Source organism: Pseudofrankia saprophytica (assembly GCF_000235425.2).
GTDB lineage: Bacteria > Actinomycetota > Actinomycetes > Frankiales > Frankiaceae > Pseudofrankia > Pseudofrankia saprophytica.
The window spans coordinates 7,864,849-7,878,093 of record NZ_KI912266.1 but is presented as its reverse complement, the minus strand read 5'-3'; the positions used below and the strand labels follow the sequence as shown (position 1 = coordinate 7,878,093).

Annotated in this window: 11 protein-coding genes and 1 pseudogene; 7 read left to right on the top strand and 5 right to left on the bottom strand. The window is 69.4% G+C overall.

Features of this window, described 5'->3' with window-relative positions:
• Window positions 1-57: 57 nt before the first annotated feature.
• The gene (locus tag FRCN3DRAFT_RS0233270; protein ID WP_007507789.1) at window positions 58-483 is read right to left on the bottom strand and encodes an SRPBCC family protein; all 426 of its coding nucleotides are present in this window, start codon (window positions 481-483) and stop codon (window positions 58-60) included.
• Window positions 484-1,112: 629 nt separating this feature from the next.
• Here FRCN3DRAFT_RS0233270 and FRCN3DRAFT_RS50090 point away from each other — a divergent pair.
• The 6 genes from FRCN3DRAFT_RS50090 to FRCN3DRAFT_RS0233235 all read left to right on the top strand — a co-directional run bounded on the left by FRCN3DRAFT_RS50090 (window position 1,113) and on the right by FRCN3DRAFT_RS0233235 (window position 6,767).
• The gene (locus FRCN3DRAFT_RS50090; protein ID WP_007507791.1) at window positions 1,113-1,829 is read left to right on the top strand and encodes a TetR/AcrR family transcriptional regulator; all 717 of its coding nucleotides are present in this window, start codon (window positions 1,113-1,115) and stop codon (window positions 1,827-1,829) included.
• A 564-nt stretch (window positions 1,830-2,393) separates the two neighbouring features.
• On the top strand, window positions 2,394-2,876 hold the full coding sequence (locus FRCN3DRAFT_RS0233255) for a DUF4352 domain-containing protein (protein ID WP_027141162.1): 483 nt from the start codon (window positions 2,394-2,396) through the stop codon (window positions 2,874-2,876).
• Window positions 2,877-3,055: 179 nt separating this feature from the next.
• On the top strand, window positions 3,056-4,036 hold the full coding sequence (locus FRCN3DRAFT_RS0233250) for an ABC transporter ATP-binding protein (protein WP_007507796.1): 981 nt from the start codon (window positions 3,056-3,058) through the stop codon (window positions 4,034-4,036).
• A complete protein-coding gene (locus FRCN3DRAFT_RS47405) occupies window positions 4,033-4,851 on the top strand; it encodes an ABC transporter permease (protein ID WP_007507798.1) in 819 nt (272 codons plus the stop codon). The genes FRCN3DRAFT_RS0233250 and FRCN3DRAFT_RS47405 overlap by 4 nt, the downstream gene beginning before the upstream one ends.
• Window positions 4,852-4,920: 69 nt before the next feature.
• On the top strand, window positions 4,921-6,099 hold the full coding sequence (locus FRCN3DRAFT_RS47400; protein WP_007507800.1) for a sensor histidine kinase: 1,179 nt from the start codon (window positions 4,921-4,923) through the stop codon (window positions 6,097-6,099).
• Window positions 6,096-6,767 (top strand): response regulator, encoded by a 672-nt coding sequence (locus tag FRCN3DRAFT_RS0233235; RefSeq protein ID WP_027141161.1) that lies wholly within the window; start codon window positions 6,096-6,098, stop codon window positions 6,765-6,767. The genes FRCN3DRAFT_RS47400 and FRCN3DRAFT_RS0233235 overlap by 4 nt, the downstream gene beginning before the upstream one ends.
• Here FRCN3DRAFT_RS0233235 and FRCN3DRAFT_RS57255 read toward each other — a convergent pair whose 3' ends face one another.
• From FRCN3DRAFT_RS57255 to FRCN3DRAFT_RS0233205, 4 genes and pseudogenes are all read right to left on the bottom strand, one after another.
• Complete coding sequence (locus tag FRCN3DRAFT_RS57255) at window positions 6,768-6,896, bottom strand: hypothetical protein (protein ID WP_269799843.1); 129 nt, start codon at window positions 6,894-6,896, stop codon at window positions 6,768-6,770.
• A 143-nt stretch (window positions 6,897-7,039) separates the two neighbouring features.
• Window positions 7,040-7,749: pseudogene (locus FRCN3DRAFT_RS0233225) on the bottom strand (IS6 family transposase).
• A gap of 731 nt (window positions 7,750-8,480) precedes the next feature.
• On the bottom strand, window positions 8,481-10,862 hold the full coding sequence (gene fxsT, locus FRCN3DRAFT_RS47390; protein ID WP_106410325.1) for an FxSxx-COOH system tetratricopeptide repeat protein: 2,382 nt from the start codon (window positions 10,860-10,862) through the stop codon (window positions 8,481-8,483).
• Window positions 10,863-11,336: 474 nt separating this feature from the next.
• Window positions 11,337-11,819 carry a MarR family winged helix-turn-helix transcriptional regulator gene (locus FRCN3DRAFT_RS0233205; protein WP_007507806.1) on the bottom strand — a complete coding sequence of 161 codons (483 nt, stop codon included), beginning with the start codon at window positions 11,817-11,819 and terminating at the stop codon, window positions 11,337-11,339.
• Between the two features lie 89 nt (window positions 11,820-11,908).
• On the opposite strand from FRCN3DRAFT_RS0233205, the gene FRCN3DRAFT_RS0233200 reads away from it, so the two are divergent.
• The gene (locus tag FRCN3DRAFT_RS0233200; RefSeq protein WP_007507807.1) at window positions 11,909-12,757 is read left to right on the top strand and encodes an NAD(P)H-binding protein; all 849 of its coding nucleotides are present in this window, start codon (window positions 11,909-11,911) and stop codon (window positions 12,755-12,757) included.
• Window positions 12,758-13,245 lie beyond the last annotated feature (488 nt).

The following is a 13,245-nucleotide window of genomic DNA, read 5'->3' as shown; positions in this document are numbered from 1 at the left end:
AGTGAACGATCTATCGGTTTGGTCCCGGGGCGCCCGCGGCCGCGGGCGCCCCGACCGTCAGGAGGACCCGGCCCCGGCCTGACTGGTGGCGTGCGAGGTGACGGCCGCGACCAGCTCTTCGAACATCACCTGGTAGACCTCCGCCCGCTCGTCGACGAGCCGGTGCGGCAGGTAGTCGGTAACCCAGGTCAGCCGGGCCGACCGAGTACCGACGGCGTCGACCCGCATCTCCGCATGGTGGTACTCGGCGCCACTCAGCGCGGGCACGGTGTACGACGCCCGGCGGCGTACCGGGTCCACGGTGAGGTTGCGCTCCCACACCTCCTCCCCGCCGGGGATCGTGACAACGCGGTACTCGCCCTCCCGCCGCTCGGCCACGCAGGCTGAGAAGACATGGACCTCGGAGCGGGTGTAGCGATCCACGAAGTCCCACACCAGCTCGGCGGGGATATCGAGGACCGCCTCGAAGTAGATGCTTCCCATGTTTCGCTCCGTTGCTGTCGTCTGGACGGGAAACGCTGCCCGGCCGAGCCGGGCGTCGACGTCGGTCGCCTTCCTGGCGGCGCGGCGGCAATCGGTCGCACGCCAGATTCTCTTTTCCGAGAAACCAAATCCAGCTGTGCGGATATGCCCGGAAATGGGGCCGGAAAATGAGACCTCGATTCGATCGAAGCGCGTCCACGTCATGCGTTCAGGCCGACTCCAGGCGGTCATCAAGATCATATATGGCGGGGTCGAGGGTGCTGTCCGTGCACGGCGGGGCGTTTCGGCTCGGCCCGCCGAGCGGGGCTGGTATCGGCCGGAAACAGATGCCGCTGGTGGCGCTGACCCGATGAGATGGACCTTAGGCGCCGCCGATCGGAGTGTCAACAACTCTTAAGCGTCGAGCTTTAAGAGCACGGTGGCGCACGGATCGGCCGACGCCAGGTGCGCCCGCCGGTCGCGGCAGGCGGTACTCTAGGGGCGCCGGGCGCCGCCCCAGAACCCGCGCGGCAGTCGAGGGGGCCTGGTGCTCGTCGCCGGGCGAAGAGCGTCTGAACATCGTCGGCAAATGGCGGCCTGATACGCTGCGGCCGCGCCGAGTCGTCCGTTCAACTGTCTGGGAATGTGCGATGCCAGAACCTCGACGTCGAATCTCGAGCGGTCCGATCTCGGGGGAGAGACGGCCGGGCGGCCGAGACCGGCTCAACGCCAAGGGCTCCGCGACCCGCCAGGTGCTACTGGAGACGGCCGAGCGGTTGTTTGCCGAGCACGGAATCGCGATGGTCCCGTTGCGCGACGTGGCTGTCGCCGCAGGCCAGCGGAACAACGCCGCGGTCCAGTACTACTTTGGTGATCGCGAAAGCCTGCTACGCGAGATCACCTCGTACCGCGCCGCGGCGAGCGAGGCGAGTCGAGTCAGGGCACTCGCCGATCTGCTGGCCGGCGACGGGAAGCCGCAGGTTCACGACCTCGTCGACGCGTTCGTCCGGTCGCTGGCCGGTCACGTCGAGGAGGACAATCACTACCTCGGGTTCCTCTCACGCTACATCGTGGAGCGCGGCGGGTACGCCGGCCTCGAGGGAGTGGTCTCCCCGACCACGGTCGAGGCGTTCACGAGCCTGCTGTACGAGCTACTGCCCGGACATGAACGGCCCGTTCTGGACGAACGCTGGATGCTCGTGATGACGACGACCGTCCACACGCTGTCCCGCTACCAGATCAGCATGCGCACGGATACGGCGCAGGCGTCGGTCCGGGACCTCCTCGGCGATCTGGTCGAGTTCCTCGCGGGCGGCCTAGCAGCGCCCTGCCGGCAGCCGGCCGCTCCGGCACGGTTGCCGGACTGACTGGCCGAAGCGCACGCGCCGGCCGCGCGAACCCGGATCCCGCACCGAGTGGCCGCCGGTCGTGCTGATGCGAGGTGAGCACTGCTCGGGCTGGGCCTTCGTAGCCCCGGCCGTGATCGATGATCACCGAGTCGCGACGCCTGGCCGCGGTGGGCCCTGACCGGTTGCCGGGTCTCCGGCCTTGTCCACGGCGGGAGTCAGCTGCACATCAACAGCCTGAACGCCTCGTCGACGGTATCGACGCTGCCGCTTGCGGTGACCTGGACCTTCGGAACGCGGGCCCGGCCGGGCGACCAGTATGCGGTGTTCCTGGACCAGCGGACGATCCGGCCGGGCCAGGGCGCGCTGAAGCCGATCTCGGAGTCTTGCCGGAGACTGCCCACCTGTTCTCGGGAGCAGTTCTTCCAGCAGGCCCAACGTGTTGCTCGCGCCGGTCCCGGACCGCTACCGCGTGCGCTGTACAGCGGCAGTCGTACGGCGTGCGGAGAAGTTCAGAAGCCCGAGCCTGCGCTGCCCGCCCCGCCTGTCGGACCGGACAGGCGACGTTGGCGTCGCCGCGCGCTGGTGGGCGCTCTGCTGGTGCTGGCGATGGCGGCCTGCTGGCTGTCCGCCATCGCGCTGGGCGGCCGGCCCTCGAACGCGCCCACCAGGGAAGCGGCGAGCCCGTCGGCCAGCCCGAGGCTCACGCCGGCCGGCGCGGCGCCGAGCGCGACAGCGCCGGCCGGCGCCTTCCAGGACGGGCCGCTGGAATTCACGGTGGACAAGGTCGAGTGCGGGGTAACGCAACTCGGCGAGGGCTTCCTGGCCTGGCGTCCCAACGGCCAGTTCTGTCTCGTCGCCGTGACAGCCCGCGACGTCGACTCCGCCGCCCCGCAGCTGCGGAGCTCCGACCAGTACGGCTTCGACTCGGCGGGCGGCCGGCACACGGCCGACTTCGCGGCACGCTTGTACGAGCCCGGCGAGACGATCTGGAGACCGGTGAGCCCCGGCTCATCAACGGCACGCTCGGCTTCGACGTTCCCGAGCAGACCACGCTCCAACGGCTAGAGCTGCATACGAGCTTGTCCAGCGCTGGCGTGTCGATCCTGCCCTGAGCAGGTACATCGGAAGTCGTACGCGGCCGCAGGAAATCAGCCCTCCGGACCACGCGGGGTCTGTCGCGGCTGGGCGTTAATGGAGCAGCCGCACGAAAAAGACGGATGCGAAGACAGGCAGCGGAGGATTCGGTGATCGAAGCCAGCGGGCTAAGTAAACGGTATGGCGAGAAGATGGTCGTCGATAACCTCTCGTTCACCGCCCGGCCAGGCCGAGTCACCGGCTTCCTCGGGCCGAACGGCGCCGGGAAGTCGACGACGATGCGCCTCATCCTCGGGTTGGACCACCCCACGTCCGGCACCGTGACGGTCAACGGCCGGCCCTACGTCGAGCACCCAACGCCGCTGAAGCAGCTCGGCGCGCTGTTGGAGGCACGGGCCGTGCACACCTCACGGTCCGCCTACAACCACCTCCGGGCGCTGGCCGCGACACACGCCATCCCGGATTGGCGGGTCTCGGAGGTGATCGACCAGGTCGGCTTGAGCGAGGTCGCGCACAAGCGCGCCGGAGCGTTCTCGCTGGGCATGGGCCAACGGCTCGGCATCGCCTCCGCGCTGCTCGCCGATCCCGCCGTGATCATGCTCGACGAGCCGGTCAACGGGCTCGACCCCGAGGGCGTGCGCTGGGTTCGGAGCCTGCTGCGCGACCTCGCGAAGGAGGGCCGCACGGTGCTGCTGTCGAGCCACCTCATGAGCGAGATGGAGCTGACCGCCGACCATCTGATCATCGTGGGCCGCGGCCGGCTGCTGGCCGACATGTCCATGGAGGAGATGCACCGCGCGGCCGCGACCGACGATGTGCTGGTCCGTACCGCGGACGCCGAACGGCTGCGCCAGGCCGTCGCCGGGCCGGGCGTGACGGTGACGTCGAGCGAGCGCCAGGTGCTTGAGATCGCCGGGCTCACCTCGCACCAGATCGGCAAGACCGCGGCCAGCCTCGGCCTGGTCCTCGACGAGCTGACACCCCGGCGAGAAACTCTTGAGGAAGTCTTCCTGAGGCTCACAGCCGACGCCACGGACTTTCACGCCGGTGCGCAGAACACCAACGCTCAGCATGCCAGAGCTCGGCGCATCGGCGTTCGCCTCCCGGCTCACCGAAAGGCAAAGAAGTGACCGCTCAGACCATCACCGGAAGAGTCGGGAGGCCCGTTCCCGTCAAGCCTGTCCGGATCCAGCACGTCATTCATTCGGAATGGGTGAAAATATCGACGCTGCGTTCGACGTGGTACGTGCTCGTCGCGACCGTCATCGGGATGGTCGGGATCGGGGCGATCGCCGCCGCGGTCGGCGCCGCCCACTGGGGTTCTATGAGCGCCGCGAACCGGGCCACGTTCAGCGCCGTCGACACCAGCCTCACCGGCGTCGCGCTCGCCCAGATGATTATCTCGGTCCTCGGTGTGCTGCTGGTGACCGGTGAGTACTCCACCGGGATGATCCGGTCCTCGTTGTCGGCCGTTCCGCGCCGGCTCAAGATGCTGGCGGCCAAGCTCGTCGTGGCGGGGGCGCTCTCGGTGGCGGTCAGTGTCGCCGGTGGCATCGTGGCGCTGCTGGTCGGCAAGGCGCTGCTGGGCTCGCACGGCGCGCTGGACGGCTCGGACGCCGTGAGATCGTTGCTCGGTTCCGCGTTCTACCTCATGTCGATCACTGTGTTCGCAGGCGCGGTCGGCTTCATCGTCCGCTCGACCGCTGGGGGCATCGCCGCCGTCCTCGGGCTGCTTCTGGTGCTTCCTGTTCTGGGAGCGGTGCTCCCGCAGAGCTGGCAAAACGAGCTCCTGCCGTTCCTGCCGACCAACGCCGGCAACGCTGCCTACGCGATGCACCCGTATGACAACTCTCTGTCTGCGGGAGCTGGGTTCGTCACACTCTGTGTATGGATGGTCGTCGCGTCCGTCACGGCAGCCCTGCTGCTGCGCAAGCGCGACGCATAGGCTGCTCGGCGGCGGTCTGACGTGCCGGCGGATGGTCGCCCGCTAGGGCCGACTCAGAAGGGGTTTCGGATGGACGGCGGGGCGAGGTGGTGGGCGACCGCGCAGAGACGGTGGCCGTGGCTCACCGACGTCGCCATCCTGGGGTTCCTCGAGCTCGACACCATCGCCGACTGGGTCCAGCACCGATTTCCCTGGTGGGCCTGGCTGCTGGCACAGGCGCTGATCATGCCGCTGCTCCTGCGTCGGCGCCACCCATTGGCGGTGTTCACCGTCATCGCCGCGTTGGTCGTCGTCCAGGACCTGACCCGGGTGCATCTGACGGCGGCCTACGCGCTGCTCGTCGCGGTCTACACGATCGGCACGCACGGAAGAGATCGCTTCCGGGCGGCGAGCGCGGTGCTGGTCGAATCCGTCGTCGTCGTCGCGTCGATCCAGCTCAGGCCGCTCGGCGGAAGCCTGGTCGGCTCCCTGGTGTTCCTCAACAGCATCGTCGCCGCGGCGTTCTTTCTCGGCACGACCGTGCGCAACCGCCGTCGATACCAGATTTCGCTGGAGGACCGGGCGCGGCGGGCGGAGCTGGAGCGTGACCAGCAGGCGCAGCTCGCCGCGGTCGCCGAACGGACTCGCATTGCCCGGGAGATGCACGATGTCATCGCGCACAGTCTGTCCGTGGTGATCCGGCTGGCGGACGCCGCCGTCGCCGTCAACGGGACCGACCACGGCGAGGCGAACACCGCCATGGAACAGGTGGCGACCACCAGTCGCCAGGCGCTCACCGAGGTCCGCCGACTACTCGGCGTCCTGCGAGAGCCGACCCCGTCGGGCGCGCCCCCCGTCATCGACCTGGCGCCGCTGCCTCGGCTGGACCAGCTGGAGAAACTGCTTGACGACATTCGCGCCACCGGGCTTCCCATCCGGCTCGTCACGACAGGCACCCCGCCCCAGCTGCTGGACACGGCCGAGGCCACCATCTTCCGTCTCGTCCAGGAGAGCGTCACGAACGTCATCAAGCACGCCGTGCACGCGACCCACGTCGACGTCGAGCTGTGCTGGCAGCCCGACGAGGTGGGCATCACGGTCCGCGACGACGGGGTGCCGCGGGCGGTCGGGACGACGCCCGGCGGCCACGGGCTGCGGGGCATGGTCGAACGCGTCACCCTGTACGACGGCAGCCTGACCTGGGGGCCTGCATGGCCGCGCGGCTGGGAGCTGCGCGCCACCATGCGACTGGACCGGGCGGCGGCGTGACCATCACCGTCGTCCTCGTGGACGACCAGCCGCTGATACGGATGGGTTTCCGGATGCTGCTCAACGCCAGCCCCGACATCCAGGTGGTCGGCGAGGCCGGTGACGGGGCCACCGGGGTGACCATCACCAAGGAGCTCGCGCCGGATGTCGTGCTCATGGACATCCGGATGCCCGGCACGGACGGCGTGGCGGCCACCCGCCGGATCTGCGCGGACGCGACCGCCAGCCGGGTCCTGGTCCTAACCACGTTCGACCTCGACGAATACGCGTTCGCCGCGCTCAGGGCCGGCGCAAGCGGATTCCTCCTCAAGGACGTGCGCCCGGAGGAACTCCTCGACGCCGTGCGGGCCATCGCCGCCGGCGACGCGGTTGTCTCTCCCCGGGTCACCAGAGAACTTCTCAACCAGCACGCGGCCAGCCTGCGCCTCGGCGACGAAGCCACAACGGAAGCCGACCCGACGGACGCGCTCACCCGGCGGGAGCGGGAAGTGCTCCTCGAGATCGCGGCCGGGCTGAACAATGCGGAGATCGCGCAGCGCCTGGTGCTATCCGAGGCGACCGTCAAGACTCATATCACCCGCATTCTCGCCAAACTCGACCTACGCGACCGGGTTCAGGCCGTCATCTTCGCCTATCAACACGGCCTACTGCGCCACGACACCCGGTAGCTAGTCGGAGCCGGGGCGATCGGCGGCCTCGGGCAGGGCGTCGCCCTGAACCAGCCGTACATCGAACGACTCATCGACAACCACCGGCTGGTAGTGGTCGGTCGAGGCCGGCCAGCGGGACAGCGACACGCCATGGTCCTCCGCAGCGGTCGTGACCGTGATGTCACCCCGATCCTGCGCGTCGGCCGTGCCGGGCCGACGCTCAGGGACCTCGCCGGGCTCTGTTGCATTGAGCTGGTCCGGGGTAAGGCTCGGGCGGGCTGGTTGCGTGGTCACAGAGCCAGGGCGAGTTCGGTGAACGCTGTTGCGAGTCGGTGATGGGTTTCGGCGTCGGTACCGAGTTCGTCGTGGCGGCGGCGGAGATTCTGGGCGAAGGCGTGCCCGGCGCCGATCGCTAGGGCGGAGCGTAGCCGTTTGAGCCCTCGCATCGGCCGCAGCCGGGCCTTGAGCCGGCCGTGATCGGCTTCGACCTTGTTGTTCGCGTACCGGGCATCCACGTGGTGGGCGGCGGGGAGCTGCTCGTCGAGGACTCGCGGGTAGGCGGCGGCTCGGTCGGTGGTCACCTCGACCGGCCGCCACCCGTGTGCCAGTGCCCGGGTGAAGAACCGGCGCGCCGCCGCCAGATCGCGTCTTTCGGAGGCGAGGACGTCGATGACCTGGCCGAACTGGTCGATCGCCCGGTACACGTACGTCCAGCGCCCGGCGACCTTCACATACGTCTCATCGGTGAACCACCTGTCGCTCGGGCTGTGGCGGCACGGCCGGGCCGCGTCGATCAACAGCGGCGTGAACCGCTGCACCCACCGGAAGATCGTGACGTGATCGACGTCGAGGCCGCGTTCGGCCAACAGTTCCTCGACGTCGCGGCACGACAGGGCGAACCGCAGGTACCAGCGGACGCCCAGAACGATCACCTCTGGCGGAAGCGGAACCCGGCAAACTCCGAGGCCGGGACGACAGCTTGTACACGCCGACGATGCACTACTCGATCATGCCTGAGCGGATGGCTCGACCGCTGTGTCCCGCCAACGCAACAAAGCCCGCCTTGGATCCGCCTGTACCCCCAGGTTCGGTTCTCGGTCGCGAGCCGTTCGATCAGCGCGGCGATCTCCGGGGCGAGCGGCGGTCGTCCGGTCCGGTGCGCGTAGGTCCACTTCCTGGTGACCAGGCGTCGATGCCATCGTGGAACCGTGCCAGGGGTGATCAGCCGGTGCAGTCGAAGCCTTCGCGGCAGGAGCCGGATCAGGGCGGCGAGCAGGGTCCGGTCGGCCCAGTCCCATCTCGGCGATGGCTGGGTACGGCGCAGTACCGCGGCCTCGTGGCGAAGCACGAGCAGTTCGATGTCCTTCGAGGCGGACGACCGGCTGAGCAGGACGAGCCAGCCACACACCCGAGCGAAGATCAGGTAGAGCAGGTGTACGGACATAGGTGACCATCATGCCGACGGCCGGCCCGGCGCATCGGCCCAGCTCACGGGTCCAGGCTGACTTTCCGCACCCCACAGGTCCCAACTCACCACCCGCTGGCCCGCAGACCGCATTCCCGAGATCGAACGACGCTCCACCCCGTTCTACCCCACCCGCCCAGACCTGCTCGTCATCCGCAGCGGCAACATCGACGCCCACCCCCCGCTCTGAGATAGCCGCCTGGTCCGTGACCGCCGCACCGGGCAGCCCGATCCGCCTGGCCTGCCAGGGGCGAGACCGTCTGTGGTCACTCGTCGAACTGGCGGGTCATTAGAGGGTTAGTGAGGGCACGACGAACCGCGACCGTGGCCGGGTGGTCCTCGCCGAGGATCTCCCGGCGCCGGGCCAGCACGCTCTCGAACAGTTCCCGGGCGGCGGCGTATTCACCCATGGCCCGTACTGTGGCGGCGAGGCTGGCGGCCGCTGTTAGCGTGTCCGGGTGGTCCTCGCCGAGGATCTCTCGGCTTCGGGTCAAGACCGTTTCCTCGAGGCTGCGGGCGGCTGGGTAGTCACCCATAGCCCAAAGCGTGGCAGCGAGGTTAGCGGCCGCCGTTAGCGTGTCCGGGTGGTCCTCCCCGAGGATCTCTCGGCTTCGGGCCAAGACCATTTCTTCCAGGCTCCGGGCGGCGGCGTATTCACCCATGGCCCGTACTGTGGCAGCGAGGTTGGCGGCCACGGTTAGCGTGGCCGGGTGGTCCTCGCCGAGGATCTCCCGGCGCCGGGCCAGCACGCTCTCGAACAGCTTCCGGGCGGCGGCGTATTCACCCATGGCCCGTACTGTGGCGGCGAGGCTGGCGGCCGCTGTTAGCGTGTCCGGATGATTCTCACCAAGAATCTCCCGACGCCGGGATAAAACGATCTCCTCGAGGCTGCGGGCGGCTGGGTAGTCACCCATAGCCCAAAGCGTGGCGGCGAGGCTGGCGGCCGCCGTCAGCGTATCCGGATGATTCTCACCAAGAATCTCCCGACGCCGGGACAAGACCATTTCCTCGAGGCTGCGGGCGGCCGGGTAATCACCCATAGCCCGCGCCGTGGCAGCGAGGTGGGCGGCCACGGTCAGCGTGTCTGGGTGGTCCTCTCCAAGGCGGACACGCCAGCGGGAGTGAGTTTCGCCGGCGAGGGCGAGGCTGGTCGGGTAGTCGCCGGCGGCGTTCAGGTACCAGGCCAGCCGCCACACCAGACGCCGGCACACCTCGTCGCCGCTGTCCGCCATACCTGTGGCGGAAACGTGGGGACGCAGCGCCGCGTATCGCGCCCAGCAGTCCGGATGGTCCGGGGAGCCGGGGTCGGCCGCGGCCAGCAGCCGATGCACGGTCCGCCGTACCGCCTCCCGGTCGTGTTGCGGGGTGTGATTGCGCAGCACCGCCTGCACCAGACGGTGTACCACCACCCCGTCGGTGGTGAGACGAACCAGCCCGAGCGCGGTCACTTTCCGCACCAGCCGTCCGAACCGGACTGGGTCCGTCACCACCGCCTCCAACGGCGCTGGTAGCAGCGCGGCTACCTCTCGGACGACCAGGCTTGGCGGGATCGGTTCCGGCCCGCAGTACGCCCAGAGCCGCAGCAGCCACACCGCCGCCGGATCGTCCAATCGGTCCACCGCCACTGTCCACGTCGCCGCGACTGGCAACGGGTAGCCCACGGGCGTACCCTCCGCGAGGATCTCCCGAGCCCGCTCGGTCACCAGCCCGCAGTAGTCGGCCACCGTCATCGACGTCTGGCCCAGCCATGCCCCCGCCTGCTCCACCGCCAGCGGAAGATCCCCGAGAAGCTCCGCCACGGTGTCCGCCTCCGGTTCGGTCAGCCGCGACGCCCGGCGACGCAGAAGACCCACCGCGTCGGCACGCGGCAGCACGTCGACCGCGACCGCCGCCGCCAGCCCCGCCCAGTCGGGATCCCGCGAGGTCACCAGAACGTGCCCGCCAGCCCCGGCCGCGCCCAGCAAACCATGCAGACCCGACGGCGCCCCCGCGTTGTCGACCACTACCAACCACTGGCGAGCCACCTGCCGCGCTTTCAGTAGCCCCACTGCCCTCGAGGCCGACTCGGCCGCCGCGCCCACCACCGCCACACCCAGAGCACCCGCGAGCTCCGCGAGCCCCGCTATTAGTTCACCCGGCTGCTCGGCGGCCACCCACCACACCACGTCGTACTCGTCCCGCCACCGGTAGGCGTACTCCACCGCGAGCTGCGTTTTGCCGACCCCGCCCAGACCGTGTAGCGCCTGCGGCAGCACCGAAGCGGACCCGACCCCAGTCAGGCGGCGCCGCAACCCCTCCAGTTCCTCCCCTCTGCCGACGAAGTTCGGGTTACGCGGCCATGGCACTTCCCACACCGGCAGAACCACTTCGCCGCCACCGGCCAGACCATCTCCCGAACCCGACGCGAACACTAGATTTGCCGGGAACAATGCATGTGCCACAGCCAGCAAGGCGCCCCGCCCATCGACTAGCGCGCCGAACGTCAGGAGACGCGATACCCCAGACCAGTACCCACGCGCGTCCGAATCCCACGACGGATGGCGACTCCGGGACAACCCGGCTGCCTCCAGCACCTCTCGCGCCGAGACCGGATCAGCGAAGACTTCAGCAAACGCGGTGATCTCTCCAGCCGACAAACTCTCGCTCACGCGGCACCCCCCGGTAGCCCGAGCCCACCCGAACGGTACGACCCGTCGCGCAGGCGAACATCATCCCACCCCGCCCCACCCCAGAACGGCACTACTTGGGCGCCGGTGACGACCACGCGAGATCTTGCGGCCTGCTGGCCTCCGGCAGCGACGACGGCACCGCGTGGCTGTGGGACGTTGGCGTGCTCCAAGACCTGTGGAACGCCGCTGTCCAGGTGGGCTGCCAACGCGCCGGCCGGGGCCTGGACGAGCAGGAATGAACCCGCTACCTGGCCGACGAGCCGTACCGGAACGCCTGCCCGACCAGCACCCAGTAGCCAGATGCATCTTTCGATCTTGTCGGCAAACGGTCGTCTGTCGACACCACCCGACGGTTACCCATAGACCCCTTGCGAGGCGTCGACAAGCCGTGTCGAAATTCAATGTCGACCGTCCCGACCGGCCACCGGCCGGCAGGGGACGGTGGACGCGCGTTTAGCTTGCGGGTGAGGACCGCTCGCTGGCGGCGCGTTCGTAGGCGCGCAGGGTGTCGACGACCAGCTGGCGCTCGGCCGAGGTCAGGGGCCCGAGGGCCTCCCGCCAGGCGGCGGCGCCTGGGCCGAGCCATCCCTCGATCGCCGGTCGGCCGGCGTCGGTGATGCTCACGATCCGTCGCCGGCGGTCGTCGGGGTCCTCGCGACGTTCCACGACCCCGCCCCGGCCGAGGTCGGCAGTCATGAGGCTGACCGTCGTCGGCGCCACCTCCAGCCGCGCAGCCAGCTCATTGACGGTCATGGGCCCGTCGAACAGCAGGTAAGACAGCAGCGACAGGTGCCGCGGGCCGAGGGCCAACCCGGCCAGCTCGGCTGGCGGCGGCGTCCGCTTCGCCCGCCCGATCAGCTGCGGCATCAGCAGCAACAGCGCACGGACGGCCTCGTCCACATCAAGTTCGCCCCCGCGCCCGGGCTGGGTTGACATCACCCTCCTCGCCATATTTTGCTTTGCATGCAAAGATGCTTTGCTAGCAAAGGCAATATCCCTGTCTCGTCGACTCACTCTGGAGTGTCGTGACCATCCTTGTCACCGGCGCGCGCGGGAACGTCGGATCGCGCCTGCTCACCGCCCTGGCTACGGCCGGACGGCCGGTTCGGGGCTCTGCCCGCGACGCCACGACCCTACGGCTACCCGCCGGCGCCGAGGCGGCCGAACTCGACCTCACCGACCCAGGGCCGGCCGCGGCGGACGCGCTGCGCGGCGTCGAGGCCGTCTTCCTCTATCCGGTCCGCGGCCCTATCGACGGCTTCCTGGAAGCGGCCGCGAAGGCCGGCGTGCGCTACCTGGTGCTGCTGTCCTCGCCGTCGGCCTACGAGGCCGGCGAGTTCGCCCGGCCCATCGGGCTGGTCCACCGCGCGGTCGAGCGGGCCGTCGCCAGCTCCGGCCTGCAACACACCGTGCTCTACCCGAGCTGGCTCGCGACCAACGCCCAGCGCGACTGGGCCGACCAGATCCGTACCACCGGCCGAGTCGCGATGGCTTTCGGGGACGCCTCCGTCACGCCGATTCATCCCGACGACATCGCACAGGTCGCGGCGGACCTGCTCACCCGCGACACTTTCCGCGCCCGGATGCAGATCCTCACCGGACCGCAGCCGTTGCGCCTGCGGGAGGCGGTCGCGACCATCGGCGACGTGCTCGGCGTCGAGCTCCCCGTCGACGATCTGACCCGCGACCAGGCACTCGAACGCGAGCAGGGTCGAATGCCCCGCCCGATTGTGGAAACCCTGCTCGACGTCGCCGCGGCCAGCATCGGCCAGACCGCCCCGGTCACCAACACAGTTGAACGAATCACCGGTCACCCCGCCCGATCTTTCCGCTCCTGGATCGAAACCCACCGCACAGACTTCCTGCCCAGCTGACGACCGCGACCGCGCAGCGCCAGGGGAAGACGGCTGCCCAACGCCCGACGCCGTGAGGACGGCACCGCCCCACCGTCCACAAGGCCAGCGTGCTCGAGTGGTCCGATCTCACGCCGCTGAGCGCCAGCCTGCGGGTCGCCGAGGCTCACCAGGTCCTCGCCCGCCTCCAGCAGCACCTGCTCGCGGGCCAGGTCGAGACCGCGCTCGCTGACCAGGCCCACTGTCTTGGGTTGTGCACCCTGATCGGCACCCTGTGGGTGCCCGATATTCGATCGTGGGCGCTGACCTGGGGTTTTGGCTGCTGCGCCAGTGCGATCGACCACCGGGCCGCGTTGCGCTGTTCGTTCGCCGCGTCGAGGACCGCCCGTACGTCGGACGCGGTCGGTGGTCGGACTGGCAGACGAACACGACGACGGCGCCTCAGTCGATCATGCCCGACCGGTCACCCCAGCCGCTCCGCCCGGCGAACGCAACCGTGCCGGAAGAAG

What these genes read in the sequence shown, in the direction of transcription:
- FRCN3DRAFT_RS0233270 (WP_007507789.1), bottom strand. Translation starts at nt 483, where the DNA reads ATGGGAAGCATCTACTTCGAGGCGGTCCTCGATATCCCCGCCGAGCTG.
- FRCN3DRAFT_RS47400 (WP_007507800.1), top strand. Translation starts at nt 4,921, where the DNA reads ATGGACGGCGGGGCGAGGTGGTGGGCGACCGCGCAGAGACGGTGGCCG.
- FRCN3DRAFT_RS0233205 (WP_007507806.1), bottom strand. Translation starts at nt 11,819, where the DNA reads ATGTCAACCCAGCCCGGGCGCGGGGGCGAACTTGATGTGGACGAGGCC.
- FRCN3DRAFT_RS50090 (WP_007507791.1), top strand. Translation starts at nt 1,113, where the DNA reads ATGCCAGAACCTCGACGTCGAATCTCGAGCGGTCCGATCTCGGGGGAG.